The organism is Leptospira congkakensis, assembly GCF_004770265.1.
Lineage (GTDB): Bacteria > Spirochaetota > Leptospiria > Leptospirales > Leptospiraceae > Leptospira_A > Leptospira_A congkakensis.
Genome location: NZ_RQGQ01000009.1, coordinates 1 through 16710 on the forward strand (window position 1 = coordinate 1; position 16710 = coordinate 16710).

At 37.3% G+C, this 16710-nt stretch carries 12 protein-coding genes and 1 pseudogene; 11 read left to right on the forward strand and 2 right to left on the reverse strand.

The features are described 5' to 3' along the window. Positions 1-487 precede the first annotated feature (487 nt). The gene (locus tag EHQ70_RS05795) at positions 488-1078 is read left to right on the forward strand and encodes a type I restriction endonuclease (RefSeq protein WP_208729507.1); all 591 of its coding nucleotides are present in this window, start codon (positions 488-490) and stop codon (positions 1076-1078) included. A 509-nt stretch (positions 1079-1587) separates the two neighbouring features. On the opposite strand, the gene EHQ70_RS05805 is transcribed toward EHQ70_RS05795, so the two are convergent. Continuing rightward, the gene (locus EHQ70_RS05805; protein ID WP_135584425.1) at positions 1588-2484 is read right to left on the reverse strand and encodes an HTH domain-containing protein; all 897 of its coding nucleotides are present in this window, start codon (positions 2482-2484) and stop codon (positions 1588-1590) included. A gap of 113 nt (positions 2485-2597) precedes the next feature. On the opposite strand from EHQ70_RS05805, the gene EHQ70_RS05810 reads away from it, so the two are divergent. From EHQ70_RS05810 to EHQ70_RS18745, 4 genes and pseudogenes are all read left to right on the forward strand, one after another. Then, positions 2598-3266, forward strand: a complete 669-nt coding sequence (locus tag EHQ70_RS05810; protein WP_135584427.1) for a DUF2461 domain-containing protein — start codon at positions 2598-2600, stop codon at positions 3264-3266. Positions 3267-3317: 51 nt separating this feature from the next. Then, the gene (locus EHQ70_RS05815; RefSeq protein WP_135584428.1) at positions 3318-4616 is read left to right on the forward strand and encodes a glycoside hydrolase family 1 protein; all 1299 of its coding nucleotides are present in this window, start codon (positions 3318-3320) and stop codon (positions 4614-4616) included. A gap of 191 nt (positions 4617-4807) precedes the next feature. After that, a pseudogene (locus EHQ70_RS05820) lies at positions 4808-6187 on the forward strand (AMP-dependent synthetase/ligase); the annotation flags it as partial. A gap of 129 nt (positions 6188-6316) precedes the next feature. Continuing rightward, a complete protein-coding gene (locus tag EHQ70_RS18745; protein WP_425270021.1) occupies positions 6317-6775 on the forward strand; it encodes a hypothetical protein in 459 nt (152 codons plus the stop codon). Between the two features lie 91 nt (positions 6776-6866). On the opposite strand, the gene EHQ70_RS05825 is transcribed toward EHQ70_RS18745, so the two are convergent. Beyond that, positions 6867-8570, reverse strand: a complete 1704-nt coding sequence (locus EHQ70_RS05825) for a cation:proton antiporter domain-containing protein (RefSeq protein ID WP_135584432.1) — start codon at positions 8568-8570, stop codon at positions 6867-6869. A gap of 431 nt (positions 8571-9001) precedes the next feature. Here EHQ70_RS05825 and EHQ70_RS05830 point away from each other — a divergent pair, with 431 nt between their 5' ends. The 6 genes from EHQ70_RS05830 (at position 9002) to EHQ70_RS05855 (ending at position 16709) form a co-directional block, all read left to right on the forward strand. Then, on the forward strand, positions 9002-9937 hold the full coding sequence (locus EHQ70_RS05830) for a hypothetical protein (RefSeq protein ID WP_135584434.1): 936 nt from the start codon (positions 9002-9004) through the stop codon (positions 9935-9937). Beyond that, positions 9937-10278 (forward strand): STAS domain-containing protein, encoded by a 342-nt coding sequence (locus tag EHQ70_RS05835; RefSeq protein WP_135584436.1) that lies wholly within the window; start codon positions 9937-9939, stop codon positions 10276-10278. Before EHQ70_RS05830 ends, EHQ70_RS05835 begins: the two co-directional genes overlap by 1 nt. Before the next feature lie 10 nt (positions 10279-10288). Beyond that, entirely contained in the window at positions 10289-10717 is a 429-nt protein-coding gene (locus tag EHQ70_RS05840) for an ATP-binding protein (protein ID WP_135584438.1), read from the forward strand. Beyond that, complete coding sequence (locus EHQ70_RS05845) at positions 10714-13692, forward strand: PP2C family protein-serine/threonine phosphatase (RefSeq protein WP_135584440.1); 2979 nt, start codon at positions 10714-10716, stop codon at positions 13690-13692. The genes EHQ70_RS05840 and EHQ70_RS05845 overlap by 4 nt, the downstream gene beginning before the upstream one ends. A gap of 261 nt (positions 13693-13953) precedes the next feature. Next, positions 13954-15186, forward strand: a complete 1233-nt coding sequence (locus tag EHQ70_RS05850; protein ID WP_135584442.1) for a cytochrome-c peroxidase — start codon at positions 13954-13956, stop codon at positions 15184-15186. A gap of 2 nt (positions 15187-15188) precedes the next feature. After that, complete coding sequence (locus tag EHQ70_RS05855) at positions 15189-16709, forward strand: parallel beta-helix domain-containing protein (protein ID WP_135584444.1); 1521 nt, start codon at positions 15189-15191, stop codon at positions 16707-16709. The last annotated feature ends 1 nt before the right edge of the window (position 16710 follow it).

Consider the following 16710-nt stretch of genomic DNA (forward strand, 5'->3'; position numbering starts at 1 on the left):
GGTGTAAGTTCAGTAATGGATTCAGCCAAGTGATACTAATCGCTCGATCGGCTTGACCATATTACAATATACACGTGTCAACGTGTATGTATAGATTTAAGCGTTGTTTGTTCTACTTTGTTCTGTTTGGCGGTCTGCGCCGATGGACTTTTTGCTAGGCTAACGCTCCGCAAAAGTCCCAACCTCACTCCCTATGGTTCGTTGCGGTTGGCTTTCTCTCTTCGGGAAAAATAGAACCTTTGTTGTATATAGTGGAAAAAGAGTTAGATAAGAAGAAGCCTTTGGTCGAAAGATCGGAGGCTTTTTTTATGTTCGAAGCTAGAATTGTCCTAGGGATTTGTATAATGGAGTTGTCGAATTTTGTTGAAAACTATAGAGTTGGCAATGGTGAAACAACAGTTAAATTATTTGTTAGGATTAAATAATATTAAATTCTAATGAACTGTTTCAAGCAACTGTTATACTGTGTTTCGAATAGATTGATTGTATGGTAAATCAGAATCCAGAACAAATAGCTAGGGATCAAATTGACATTCAACTAGGGCAAGCTGGGTGGATCATACAAAATTTAAATAAAATCAATCTGAATGCTGGTATGGGTGTAGCAGTAAGAGAATACCAGACTGATGTAGGGCCAGTTGACTATCTTTTGTTTGTCGATGGAAAGCCATGCGGAGTTGTGGAAGCTAAAAGAGCTGAAGAAGGTCATCGAATTTCAACCCATGAAGAACAAGCCGAAAACTATGCAAAAGCTACTTTAAAACATTTACATAAACAACATTTACCTTTTACATACATTGCCACTGGCGAGGTGATCCGATTTTCGAACTTTTTAGATCCGAAACCTAGAGCTCGTGAAATCTTTGCATTCCATACTCCTGCAACTTTAAAAGATTGGCATCGAAATGAAACATCATTGCGAAAGAGATTTGCAGAGATACCAAAATTGGATCCCGTTGGTTTGCGAGAATGCGAGTTTGGCGAAAGCGTAAGCCTAGCCAAAACTCGTCTGACCCGAAGGGACACTGTGCATCTGTTGTCACACCAGTGGCATGGCTCCTGTGTTCGGTCGGGATAACCGCTGAAAGCATATAAGTGGACACCCACCTGAAGATAAGATCGCACCTGTTGTATGTAGTCCAGGCAGACGACCTGGTTGATAGGTCACAGGTGTAAGTTCAGTCGCGAAGCGCTGGATCAGCCAAGTGATACGAATCGCCAGAGCTTACAATATACACGATTACGATCGTGTATATATAGACTAATGCGTTGTTTGTTCATTTACATGTCGCATACAAATGTTGGGAAAAGCCTTACGTCGAAAGATGTGAGGCTTTTTTTATGTTCGGAGGTAGGGGGGGATTTCCCACATCGACTTGCACCTTACTTCCTGGGATCAACTTTGTTCCCGTCATTTCGATGAGAATGAAACCTTCCGCCAGTCGTTCTATTTTGGAGACTTTGGTCTGTGTGAGAAAAATGCTAAAGACTAACTAAATACTACGTTTAAAAAATAAATTTGATTCCGACCCTTCTTAATTAGAATCCCGATACACCAATCGATGGAGAACGCCCACTTGCAAGTTTCTATTCCTTCGTATCATAGGAGCTCTTAACTTTTCCTAACTTCACATCCTCTGCAATGTTTTTGAGGAAGTCTCTAAAATTTTTATTCTCTTCCGCCAAACGGTCGATTGTTGTAAAGTCTAGGTTGGGTTTGGGATTTGATTGGAATAATATTTCGCTTTCTTCAGGTTTAGTCGAATCCAATTTAAGAACACCTATACCAAAGGCTTTGGAAAGTCTCGATAATTCATCCATTAGGTCAGAGTCTTCCTCTATGTTTAGTGCTGCGAGATAACCTTCGTTGGCCCAAGAGGAATTTGAAACAGCTTGAAAAAACGCCTCCCTTAAATTTCCGAAATGCAAATTCACTTTTACTTCGAAGGAAAAGAGGTAACAATCTGCAGTTGCCATTAATTTCTGCAGACTCACTGTTTCTTCTGTATATTCATCAAAGTTAAACCTGACTCCGACTAGATCTGGATGTAACCATCGATTTTTACCTTTTATTGATTTTGTTGAAATCTCATGATAAATCGTCTTTGTATACGCTCGGAAGTGGGGGTGGGAAAATACAAATTGGGTAAGGACTGGATGTAGTTTCCGTTCCTTCACGGGGATATTTTCTTCTTCCAACATTCTTGCATTAAAATCAGAAACTATTCGATCAATAGTTTCACCCCAGCCAGACAGAGCAAAACGAGTGGGTCTTTTGCTTACTTGCTGAAACGGTGAGATTGGGTCATTTTTGATACTTACATAAATTTGTGCAGAGATGGTTGCCCAAGGTGTTTTACCTACGGAATCAGTTTTCCATTTTTTACTTTCAGCAAAAGCCCAAATCTCAGAAGGACTCATGGGACTACCTGTTTCCACTAAGGCCTTTTGGGCAATTTCAAGAAAGGATAAGGATTGGGCCATAAAGAGATGATTTTTTTCGAAAAGGTTTTGTAAACTGTGTTATGTGATCACTCATTCTATTTTACGAATTCTTTAATAAAAAACAAAATGGTAAAATAGGAAATTCATCTGTAGTGAAAATCGGCAAAAATATTCTTCAATTCCTTTCTGAATTAAAACTAAACAACAATCGTAACTGGTTTTTAGAAAACAAAACTAGGTTTCAAGAAATCCAAAATGAATTGATTATGATTACTGGTTCTTTGTTAGGTGAAATAGAAAAGTTTGATAAAACTGTCAGAGGAGTCGATCCTAAATCTTGTATTTTTAGAATTTATAAAGATGTTCGTTTTTCTAAAGATAAAAGTCCCTACAAAACGCATTTCGGGATTTTTATGCGAGGAGGAAACAGGAAGATTGATGGCACAGGTTATTATCTACATATAGAACCAGATGGATCTCTTCTCGGTGGTGGTTGTTATAAGCCGGAGCCCAAGGCCTTACAACAAATCAGAGAAAGGATTGTCGCCGATACAAAGTCATTTCGAAAAATTTTAGAGAATCAAAAATTTGTTCAAAATTTTGGAACAACTTTCTATGCGGAAAAATTGAAAACAGCACCTAAAGGTTTTGCGAAAGACCATCCTGCGTTAGAGTTTTTGAAATACAAAGGATTTGCTGTTGCAAAAAAGATAAAAAATACTGATTTAACATCCAATCATTTTATGGATGATGCAATCCAAAGTTTTCAAACCATATACCCTCTAAATCAATTTTTAGAAGAAACTATGGCGAAGAAATAATCGCAATTATTAATGAAACAAAATTTGAAACTTGTCTAGAAGGAGAAGGGAATGTCAAAAGGTTTTGAACTTCCGAAAGATTTTTTATTAGGTTCTGCTACCGCTGCCACTCAGATTGAAGGTGGAGATATTCATAACAATTGGTATCATTGGTCACTTGCTGGAAAAGTCGGAAATGGAGAGTCTAGTTTTACTGGTGCCGATCATTATGCGCGTTATGCGGAAGATGTAAAGCTATTATCAAAACTCAATCAAGAATGTTACAGGATGAGTATTGAATGGAGTCGGATCGAACCCTCTGAGGGAGAATGGTCAATGGATGCAGTAGCTCATTATCGTGATGAGTTTCGACTTCTTTTGGAAGCTGGGATCAAACCTCTAGTCACACTCCATCATTTTTCTTGTCCCGAATGGTTCCAGAAAAAGGGAGGATGGTTAGGAAAGGATGCGGTAAGTGAATTCCTAAACTTTGTTGAATTTTCTGTAAAACAATTTGGCGATCTTGTTTCCGAATGGTGCACGATCAACGAACCAAATGTTTTTGCTAATGATAGTTATGTGGATGGTAAATATCCTCCGGGAAGTCATGGGGATATACCTGCGTATTTAAAAGTCACTCGTCGGCTCATTCTATCTCACCTCAAATCTTATAAACTCATTCATAAAATTCGAAAGGAATCTGGTTTTACAGGACAAACTAAGGTTGGTTTTGCGCACCATCTTGCTGTTTTTGCACCTCTAACATCCCATCCTTTAGCACGTCTTGGTTGTTTTTTAAGTGATTATCTATTTCATGAAATTCAAACAAAAGGTTTCATAGAAGGGAAGTTATCCTTTCCCATTGGATTTGGTTATCCAGAAGGGAAGGGTGTTTTCTGTGATTTTATCGGAATTAATTACTACTCTCGCCATCTTTTTAAAGCCAGTTACAATCCTGGAAATTTATTTGCTACGCCTATGGTAGATCCAAATTGTCCCGATTCTCGCAAAAATGATTTGGGTTGGGAGATTTATCCGGAAGGACTCTCTATTGTTTGTCATCGGATTTGGGATGAATACAAACTTCCCATCTATATTACAGAGAATGGGATTCCTGATGAAAAAGACGAAAAGAGGGAACAGTATATTGTTAACCATTTAGCAACGATTCGTCGGTTACTCGATGAAGGTGTCTCTGTGGAACGTTATTACTATTGGTCGTTTTTAGATAATTTAGAATGGAATGATGGATATGGTCCAAGGTTTGGACTGGTTGAAGTGGATTATTCGAATATGGATCGGAAAGTTCGTAAAAGTGCTCTTCGTTATGCAGAGATTTGTAAAACGAAAAGAGTATCTTTGAATCCTTAGCCATTCTAAATCAAAATGTTTTTCTGGTTTAAGTTGACTTTACTTAACGAAGTAGGCCACTCACGTAAAGACCAGAAAAACATTCCATCTGAGTCATCCTGGATTCCGACCATTTTCTTTTCTCGTTAGCCGTTCCGTTCAAGACTGAATTTTAAAATCTGCTATTGTATCTACTTTGGAGAGAAATAGATATGAGTTCAGAAATCAGAGCGAAAAACCTCGCAGAATTGTTTTACGAAAGTGCGAGTAAGTATGGGGACAAACCAGCATTTGGAACCAGGAACCATCTAAAACAATTTGATACGGTGAGTTTTCAGGAAGTATATGATACGGGACTTGCTCTTGCCACTGGGCTCATCGAACTTGGATTAAAGGCTCGCGAACATGTCGCAGTTCTTTCCGACAATAGAAAGGAATGGATCATAACCAATTACGGAATTATTCTTTGTGGGGCTGCGGATGTTCCTCGTGGTACTGACGTAACCGATGGTGACATTCGTTACATTCTTCCCCATTCGGATGCAAAGATGGTCTTTGTAGAAAATGAAACTACACTTCGGAAAATTGAGAAAAATTTTGAGAATCTGCCAAACATAACCCATGTGATTCTTATGGATGAAAAATCTACGATCAAAAACACAGAACTAAGTTTCGGTGAAAAAGTAGAAAGTTATCAAAAGGCTCAAACAGTTTTTAATGTCATTCATTTGAGTGAGCTAATTACAAAAGGGAAAAGGTTGCGAGGATTAGGTGATAAAAAGGTCGAAGAACGAATCTCGACAATTAGTCCTGATGATTTATTTACTATCATTTACACTTCTGGAACTACGGGAGAACCCAAAGGTGTTATGTTAACTCATAAAAATATGATTTCGCAAATAAGGAATATTCCAATGACCATTGGTCCCAAGGATCGATTTCTTTCCATCCTACCTGTCTGGCATAGTTTTGAAAGAGTTTTCCAAATGGGAACAATTGCTATGGGTGCTTGTCAGTATTATACAAATGTTAGAAATATACGTGAAGATTTATCGATTGTAAAACCTACTTTTATGGCATCCGCACCAAGACTTTGGGAAAATTTATATCAGGCGATGCAGGCAAAGGTAGAGAGTAGCTCTCTTGTTAAAAAAATATTATTTAAAGCAGCTTACAATTCTGCTCTTCCTATACAAAGGTCGTTTCATTTTTTTAAAGGGAATCTCTTGGATCTTAAAGGTCGAAATTTGATCCAGTCTCTATCGTTTGTTATATTGTCTATCTATAGGATAATCATATTCATTCTTCCTTATTTTATCCTTGATACGATGGTTTTAAGGAAGATTCGGCAAGTGACCGGCGGGAAATTAAGAGGCACTGTTTCCGGAGGTGGATCTTTGCCTTTTCATATAGATGAATTTTTTAATACCATCGGAATCCCTGTCTTTGAGGGATATGGACTCACTGAAACTTCACCAGGTCTTGCTTTTCGAACCCCAAAACATTTGGTTGTGGGGAGTGTTGGACCTTTATTCCCTGAAACAGAAATTCAATTGAAGGATATTGAGACGGGTGCAATCTTATACCCTCCTAAAAAAGGAATCAAAGGGGAAATCTATGTACGCGGACCTCAGATCATGAAAGGTTATTATAAACGGCCTGACGTTACTGCTAAGGTTTTATCAAATGATGGTTGGTTGAACACGGGAGATCTTGGGATTATGACCTACAATCATACTCTAAAGATCGTTGGTAGAAGCAAAGAAACAATTGTATTGCTCAATGGAGAGAATATAGAGCCAGTGCCCATTGAAAATAAACTCATCCAATCTCCACTTATAGACCATGTGATGGTTGTCGGGCAAGATCAGAAATTTCTAGGTGCTTTGATTTTACCTAGCCTTGGAGTTTTTTTAGAGTATGGATCCACTTATGAAGAACTGGCAAAGAACAAAAAGGTTCAAGAAAGAATTGAAAAAGAAGTAAAAACTATCATTCGAATAGAGAATGGATTTAAGAGTTTTGAAAAAATTGGTGAAGTCAGACTTTTGCCAAAAACCTTTGATGTAGGTGATGAATTGTCTGCAAAACTTTCAATGAAGAGGCATATCATTACAGCAAAATACCAATCGCTGATTGATTCCATGTATATGGAAAAAGTAAAAGCATCTGTTGATTAAAAGAAAAAATAATTTTCTTTTAGCTAAATTTTGAAAAGCCTTAGGTCGTGAGATCTGAGGCTTTTTTGTTTTAAGAGGAAAAAAAATTCGTTTATGCGATTTTTCCCATACGCTTTAATACATGTTCCGCCATACCACCGGCAAGCTGCTGTTCACTGAGAAAAATTTTTCCTATTTGTTCTTCCGTCCACAACTTGGCTTCGTCCTCATTGTGTGTGCGAATCACAGTTTCAATTTTTGGATTCAATTTACGTGCAATCTCAACCATTTGGCGTACATGGAATGTGTTTGATGTAGCAGCAACTAACAAACTAGCATGGGCAATATGTGCCTGAACTAATACATTGGGATCGGAGGCATCACCGCATACAGCGGGTATCTCTCGTGTTCGCAATTTTTCGACTATCTCGCGGTTTGATTCCGCAACCACATAAGGAATCTTATGTTCATCTAGAATATTGGCGATTCGTTTTCCTACTCGACCATAACCAACTAACACTACTTGGCCGGATAAAAAGACATTGTCCGTTGACATTGGTAACATCGAAAGAGGGTCGTCTGGCATTTCTAGTTTGCGTGCAAATGAGGAATGTTTGCGGATCCATTTTTGTAATGGTTCTAGTGCCGTAAATAAGGTAGAATTGAATGCAATAGATACCAGCGCACCTGCTACAATTAGGTTTCTACCCTCTATATCCAAAAGACCAAGGCTCACACCTAGGCCCGCTAAAATAAAAGAGAATTCACCAATTTGGGCAAGACTGGCACCTACAGTCAAAGCAGTATTTAGTGGATAACGAAAGATAAGCACAAGTGCAATGGCGACGAGTGTTTTTCCAAACATAATGATGGCAATTACGGTAATTACTTTTAATGGTTGATCCACTAAAATATGTGGATCAAAAATCATCCCAACGGAAACAAAAAACAATACAGCGAAGGCATCACGAAGCGGCAATGACTCTTCGGCAGCACGATGACTGAATTCAGATTCTCGTAACATCATACCTGCAAAAAAAGCACCCAGGGCAAATGACACGTCGAATAACAAAGCAGAACCGTAGGCAACACCGACTGCGGTGGCAACTACACACAGACTAAATAGTTCTCGTGAACCCGTGCCAGTAACCCACCATAACAATTTGGGCAGCAGACGTTTTCCCACAACCAACATAACTGTAACAAAGGTGATGACTTTGGCGAGAGTGATGACAAGTGTGAGCATTATATTGGCATCGGTTGGCTGGTGGATACCATCAGCCTTGCTTCCCATGATTCCAGCTAATGGTGGTAGTAATACCAAGACAAGGACCATGACTAGATCCTCTACAACCAACCAACCAATGGCGATGCGCCCATTGATACTATCAAGGACTCCTCTGGCCTCCAGTGCTTTTAGTAACACGACTGTACTGGCAACAGATAGAGCCAATCCAAAGACAAGGGCTTCTCCCCAGCTGCCTCCCCAAAATAGGATGGCGCCGGCACCTAGTATGGTTGCCATTAAAATTTGTACAATGGCGCCTGGAATGGCAATCCGTTTTACAGACATTAAGTCTTCGATGGAGAAGTGGAGTCCAACGCCAAACATAAGCAACATGACTCCAATTTCAGCAAGTTGAGCAGTGAGTTCCGCATCTGCAACGAATCCAGGGACGTAAGGACCAACGATGATACCGGCAATTAAATATCCCACGAGTGGCGGCATTCGTAGGCGGATTGCGAGAAATCCCAAGATCATTGCCAAACCAAAGCCGACGGCAACAGTAGAAATTAGATTCACTTCATGGGGCATGTAAAAATTAGACTAATACGAGTCCTCTTCTTACAATCTTTTTTTCCTGTGAGGAATTCTGAAACGATTCTAATAGAGCCTGCACGTTTGTGAATTGTAGCGATTGGATCGACGGAACAAACTGCACTTTCAGTCATTGGTCTAGATCCATTATTTCAATAAGCCACATCTCTAATTTTTTAGTAATATGAAACTTATTTATCAATGGTTTTACTTCTTTTTGGTATTGGCGATGTGTAGTTTTGAAAACCTTTCCTTAGATTCACCTAACAAATAGTAGTTTGTAAAATGAGGTCACTGCGCAATCTCTGCTTTTCTCGTTTTGATGGCAAATCCCGGTCTTGTATTTTCGACAAGTTTAGACTAGAGATTATTCTTTACTCTTTTTTCGGGATATCCGCAAATTGAAATTGTTCCATGTAACCTCAAAAATGGCCAATAAACGAACCTTTATTTCTCCCGACTTAGCCCAAGAAATTGTAAAAAATATCAGATTACTTGCCCTTTCAGGTAAAAAGAATTTTAAAACCTATCTTTACGAGCCGCTTGTCTTTTCTGGCTGGGAACGAGACAAAGCACATTTAGGGTCATCGACTGCTAAACTGATGGATAAAATCCATCAAGATATAGAAGATCCAGCCTATAAACATACTATCGCACATCAATGCAAACGGTTGATTTCTCAGAGTTTGGTAGAAAGTTTATCCGCTTTGGGTGATTCATGTATCTTTTTTCTGGATCGAATCCAGGAAAATATCGAGCTCGCTTCCTCTGCGGAAGCAACTGAGTTTGTTTATGCGATTGAAAAATCATTAAAGACATTTGCAAAAATCACAAATGAATCCAATGAAAAAAAGTTTGAAGAAACAATCGCTAATTTAACTGCAGAAGACTTACAGACAGCTTTTAACCCAATTCGTTTAGATAATACCAGAAAAAAAGTGTATGTAGAGACTGAGTTACATACTTTATACCAGCAAGTTTTAACGGCAACTAAATCTAACAATCTTGCGAAGTGTAAAAAATTATTAACTCGTTACATCATTACCTATAATGAATTTGAAAGTTTTAATAAGTCGGAAGTTGAAACATTACTTGTTGCACTTGATAAAAGGGAAACTGGTTTTAGGCAAAACCTTTGGGATTCTCTTGCAATCGATATATATTATTCGGTCACAAGAGGAATTATGGAAGGGAACACAAAAAAGGCAATCCAAGGGATACGAAAGTATGCATATATTTTTGAAGGTGATCCGAATGTTAAGTTTAGTTACGAAATTGATGCCCTCGAACGGAAGTTATATGGGATTATCCAAACAAAAGGGCTTATGAAAGAGTTAATGAAGGATTTAAAAAGAGGTACATAATGGCAAATATAAACTTTAAAGAAAAAAGTCACGGCGACAAATTCGTAATCCAAGTATCTGGCGAAATCGATGCCAAAACGGCTCCAGAATTAAAAGTTAAATTAGAACTTTCGATTGAAAATGGCGCCACTAAAATCGTATTGGATTTTAGTGAACTAACTTATATTTCTTCGGCGGGTATTGGTGTATTAAATTCCATACAAAAATTCTTAAAAGATAAATCAGGCGAAATTGTTTTAGTAAATTTAACTAAAGAAGTAAAAGATACTATGGACTTGATGTATTTTACTAAAAAAGTTAAGGTATTTGCAAATTTGGATGGAGCCCTGGCTGGATTTTAGGACAATCACTTTGGAACCAAACAAAGAACAGGTTGTTGTCATTCCAAATCATTTGGACAGCCTGTCGCAGGTCAGGCAATCGGTTCGATCTTTTTTAGCGAGTGATATACCAACAGATATAACAGGTAAACTCGTTTTTTGTATAGATGAAATCGTTACTAACATCATTGAACATGGATTTATAGATGAAAATCAATCTTCAATTCAAATCAAAATGTTAAAAACGCCCAAGCAGTTACAGTTTGTTATCACTGATAGTGGTATTCCCTTTGACCCAACTAAAAAAAAATCAGATACTTGGAAACATTTATATGAGTCTGGGTTAGATGGTGGGTTTGGACTTAGGTCTGTAAAAAAAATTATGACGTTAGAATACAAAAGATTAACAGCAGAATCTTTGAATGAATTGACATTAAGTTATATGAGGACTGAACCTTGAATAAAAAAAGAATCCTAAGAGCCATTGTCCCCGGCATCAGAACCAAATTAAGTTTTTTTACTGCCATCCTCGTCATATCCATTTTGGCGATTACTTCATCATTACACTATAACCAACAGAAAAAAGCATTAGAAGAAAAACTAGAATCGGAACTAAAAACTCCATTAGAGTATATCAATTCTGTTGTTTTGGATTTAGAAAACTTAACCAGAAGTCTTGTGATGATAGAAGAATTTAAGGTAAGGGTAAAAGGGAAAAAGAAAGAATTGAGCCGTTTTAAGCGGACTGTTGTGAGTAAAGAAACCGGGTTACTAGGCTCTTTAAAAGATTTTGGAAAATCCCTTGGTCTCAATCTAAAAAGAAATAATGTTTATAGATCAGTAGATACTTACTTTACCAGATATCTTTCGGAGAAAGAAATTGATGATTTTGAAAATAAAGTAAAGGCTGAACTTCGGAAAGACAATGGGGCACCAATTGACCCTTCTACTTATAAGTATATCAAGAGTTTTGCGGAAAAGACTGCCGCTGCACGAATTAACGTAGAACGAGCCAAGATACGTTTGTTGGAGATTGAAGAAGAGTTGCAGCCAATTGAAACAGAGTTATTGGATGAAGGACTTGTTCCAAAAAGAAAAAAAACACTGATAGCTGATAAGTTGAGTTTAGTCAATGAACGTAAGTTAAATGAAAAAATGATCCCCGAAAATGAAAGGAAATCATTAAACTACGAAACTCTTTTGACAAAGGCGTTGCAGAATTTTTTTAGGGGATCTTATAAAGATCATATCACCTCGATTGGTTTGTTACCTGATAAAATTAGAATCTTTGCTTATGATCGAATGGGTAAAGAAACTTTAGATACAGGATTGTTGTTTCCTGAATCCTCGGGAACAGGCAAAAAACTCTTAAAACAAACTGATTTTTTAGATAGTAAGAAAACTTTGTTTTCTGAAAAAAACGTGATGAGTTTGGTTCGGGAAGAATATTTACCAGCCAGTTATGAAGTAGGTGGTCGGCAATATGAAGTTGTGTTTCGACCAGTATTTCGAAATCCAAAAACTGCAGAACGAGCAAAATTAATTACCGAATTGCTTTCGGATGAAGAAAATAGTTACTTAGAATATTTTGGAGAGGATCTAAAAATTTCAGAACAACTCAGGGAAGTAATTTTGAAATTGAAGACCAGAGTCGCAGAACTTCGGAAAGAAGGAAAGGTGAAGCCAGGTGCTGATTCGACTTATCGTTCCCTTGCTGATTCTTATCGAGGGTTAATCAAAAAACGCGATTTGAAATTCCAGGAACTAATGCCAAACAAGTCGGCTTTTGAACTACATACAAAGAATTGGAATGAAGATCATTCTGCACTTATTGAAAAGAAAAAACAAATCGGGAAAGAGATAAACGATTGGGAAGAAAAATTAAAATCACCACCCAAAAATGGAGAAACAGTTTTTACTCTAGAAGAGATACAAGAAAAAATTAGAAATCTTGAAGCATCGCTTGAGGAAACAAATGATCATATTCAAAGAGTTGTCGTTAGTAAAGATGATTGGTCTTCTTTTAAAGAAGCAAAGTTGAATGATGCGATATTGGTAATTCGCGATGTAGCTCTAGAGGATTTTGCATTTATGCCATTTCAAACCGGACCTTCGAGTTTGATGCGTTATTATAAAGATGAAGGAGAAAGGGAAATTCAGGATACGAAACACAAACAGTTTAGAGAATGGATTTTGTCTGGAAATTCAGAAACTGTGTTACCTAAACTCAAAGGAAAGTTTTCGTTTTCCGACTCTGGAATTCTTGTACGAAGCAGAACGGAAGCAGAAGAAATGATGTGGAATTTGGATGAAACTCCCATTCTTCTTTCAAAAGAAAACGTTTCTGGTTTGGTTTACGAATTACTACAAAAAGACTTACTCGGATTTAATATCATAATCATCGACAGAACGGATGGTTACAGACAAATCAAAAAGAATCGAGAAGAACAAATTCGTTATGCAAGTGCAATCGCCATTGTGGGTATTTTACTCGCTTATATACTTGCTTGGTTCTTTGTTCGAAAAATAAAAATTATCAGCAAAAAAACGGAAGAAATTGAAAAAGGAAACTTGGATGTCTCCTTTCCTAAGGCTGGTTATGATGAAATAGGAATCCTTAGCGAGTCCTTAAACGACATGGTGCACGGATTAAAGGAACGGGAGGAGATGAAGGGTGAACTCGTCGCCGCTGAAGAGATCCAAAAACGTCTGTTACCTGGTAAATTACCAACTAGTTTAGAAGATAAAATTGAACTAGCTGCTTTTTATAAAGCAATGACTGGCGTTGGTGGAGATTATTATGATTTCATTGAACTAACGGATGGAAAACTTGCATTTTGTATTGGCGATGTATCCAACCATGGTGTTGGACCTGCCATAGTCATGGCATTGTTTCGTGCTCAAATTCGTTCTATTTTCCGAAAAGGAGAACGAAATCTTAAAAAGATTCTTCTCGAAGTGAATGGGAGTCTTTATGAGGATACCCCAGATCATATCTTTGTCACTTTTTTTCTCGGAGTTTTCGACCCAGAAAAATCCTCAGTAGAATATGTTTCTGCCGGACACTTAAAACCAATGTTTTATGATGCATCCACGAATAAAATTCATGAATTACCTGCGGGTGGTTTGCCTTTAGGAATGGATGAAAATTCATTTTTTGAATCTACCATTGAAAGAAGAGCTATCATACTAGATTCAGGGGATCTTTTTTTCCAATATACGGATGGATTGGACGAAGCAAGGAGTGCGGAAGGGGATTTTTTTGGAAAATCTAAAATCGCCAAACAATTATTAGCAAATGGCATGGGACAGGCAAACGATTTGATAAAGAGTATGGTGATTGAACTAGAAAAACATACATCCCAAAATTTATCATTACCTGGTATGTCTACCCTCTCTGATGACGTCGCGATGATTGCAATCCGGAGAAAATAATTTTACTTATTGCTGTTTGTGTTTAGTTTTATTGGGTTTTTATATGGGTTCTTTTCTTTAATTTTTCTATCCATGATTGTTGTGAACAATCCTTGAAAAATAACTCTTCAACAAAACCGATATTAAATATAAATGATCTCATTGACATATATCAATGAGCCTTTGTTGGGCATAAATTTTTAATGGCTAATTTGTATGATTTCTTTTTTTAACATTGGTTAAAATGATTTCTATCTTAACTCTCTTTGTTTCTTTTGTCTTGTGAAGTATCGGTTTTGTTTCGGAATCTTTGCCTCGATCATTTTTGTCATTCATTGTTCTAAGATAGAATCTAGAATCATTCAAGAAACGTCAGAGTTTGAAATCGTCGAACCTCCTGTCGATTTTAAACTTTCTTCGTTTTGTCCTTCTGGATGGAAAAAAGAAAATGAACTTTGTGTTATTGATTACAAATACGTTCAATCTTTAGAGAAAAATGGTGGTCTTGGCCAAGTACTTCCTCAAGTCAAACTTGACCCAAGAGTAATTGATTTAGGAAGATATCTTTTTTTTGATCCAGTTCTTTCTGGAGATAAACAGTTGTCATGTGCCCATTGTCATCATCCAGCTTATAGTTTATCAGACGGTAGAAAACAAAGTATAGGAAAAGGTGGCATTGGATACGGACCAAACCGATATGGTGGTGTGACACTAAAAAGATCAGCACCTAGTTTATGGAATGTCGTTTATATGAAACATTTGTTTTGGGATGGGAGAGCTTCCAATTTAGAAGATCAAACAGAAGGCCCACTATACTCGCCAGATGAAATGGGAAGTTCGCAAGAAATCATCGAATCAAGGTTAAATAATATTTCTTTTTACCAAAAAATGTTTCGCCAAGCCTATGGGGCCAAAGGTTCAAAAATTTCTGTCCACTTAGTCATTGATGCCATTGTCTCCTTTGAAAGGTCACTTGTTTCTTTTAGCAGTCGATTTGACAAATGGTCAACGGGAGATAAAGGAGCTTTAAACGATGAAGAACTGTTAGGTTACAATGTCTTTCGTTCTTTTGTTGCCCGATGTGCCGAGTGCCATCCACCACCAATGTTTACAAATAACGTTTTTGCGACCATCGGGGTGTTAGATTCCAGCGATAGGGATTATGGAAGAGAATCCATTACCGGACAGGAATTACTAAGAGGATCTTTTCGAGTTCCTAGTTTGAGAAATATAACCAAAACCGCGCCTTATATGCATTCAGGGAATTTGGAAACATTGGAAGATGTTGTTAACTTTTACAATGAGGGCGGGGGGCGAGGGAATAGTGCACCGAGTGATCTTAGAATCCATTGGCATGTTAGGAAAATGGGCCTAAGTAAAAAAGAAATCACTTCCCTTGTTTCGTTTCTAGGTACGTTGAATGACGAAACTAGTATGCCAAAAATCCCTAAGTTTGTTCCTTCTAACTTACCTGTAGCCATCGAATTTGAATCATACCATCGGAGTTCCAAATAATAATGAGTTTTAAAAAACTTTTTCTATCTAATCTTTCTTCTCAAATGCGTGAAAGTTTATTTCACCTATGTATTGTTATCTTTCTTCTTTTTACTTTCAGTTCTGAAATTTTTTCACGCACAATTGAAGTTCATGAAGGAGAGTCTATTCAAAAGGTCATCGACTCACTAGAAAAAGGTGATACTGTAAAAGTATTTCCTGGAGTTTATCACGAATTTTTATTTGTGGATAAAACTCATTTTACTTTATCCGGTGTAATTGTAAATGGTAAGTGGCCAGTTTTGGATGGATTAGGTAAGTTAAATGATGGAGTGATTGGATCAGGTGCCAATTTTCTCATCGAAAATTTTCATATTAAAAATTATAAAGCAAATGGTGTGATGACCCAAGGTGCGGGTAACATCACAATGCGAAAACTCATTGTAGAAAACACGGGAATTTATGGGATTTATCCAACAATGGGTACGAATGTATTAATCGAAGATACGGTTAGTTTAGGGATTGCAGATGCAGCTATTTATATTGGTATGTGTCACAATGTTGATGTTAGGCGAAATGAGGTATATGGAAGTGTTATTGGAATCGAAATAGAAAATTCTACAAATGTATTGATTGAAGGAAACACTGTTTACGATAATTCCGCAGGAATTGTTGCTTTTGCTTTGCCGGGTCTCCCGTTAAAAAAAGTAGAAAACGTGATCATTCGGAAAAATTTTATTTTTGATAACAACCATCGAAACTTTGCAGAACCTGGAGCACTTGTTGCTGGTGTTCCTCCTGGAATTGGTATTGGTGTGATGGCTGGTGACGAAGTAACCATTGAAGGTAATATCATTCGGAGAAATAGCTTTGCAGGAATTGGAATTGGTGATAATAACTTACTTCCCAATTCGAAATCACCAGATCCAGATGTGGAGCCAAACCCAGATCGTAATAAAATTTTAGAAAATGTTTTCATTGATAATGGAGTTCGTAAGTGGAATGATTTAGTGTCTTGGATCTTTTATGTGATAAGAATTATATTTTCCGGTAATCCTATCCCAGAATCTCCTAATGGTGGTAAGGTAGGGATCTTTCCTGATGGATACGATGTTGTTGCTTCCGGAAAAGGAAAAGACAATTGTTTAATTTCCCCTGACTCAGTTACAAAAATTGGAACAAAGGATTTTGGTGTTTGTGATACCAAGGATACAAGTGAAAAAATCAAAACTATGATAGGTGATCCAAAACAAGGTGAAACCAAATCAGATGCTAGAGAATTAGGAAAACAAGTATTTGGTGCTGTATGTTCAGGGTGCCATTCGATGAACATTCGTACGGTTGGCCCTCCAATAAAAGAAATTCAAGAAAAATACAAAAAAGATGTCTATGGAGTGGTTTCTTTTGCTTCTATGCCAAAAAAAGTTAGAGAAGGGTTCATCGAAATGCCTTCTCAAAAGTATTTGGGAAATGAAAAATTAACAGCCGTTGCAAATTATATTCTAAATTTAAAAGACGAAGGGAACAAAGGGGTGACAAAATAAA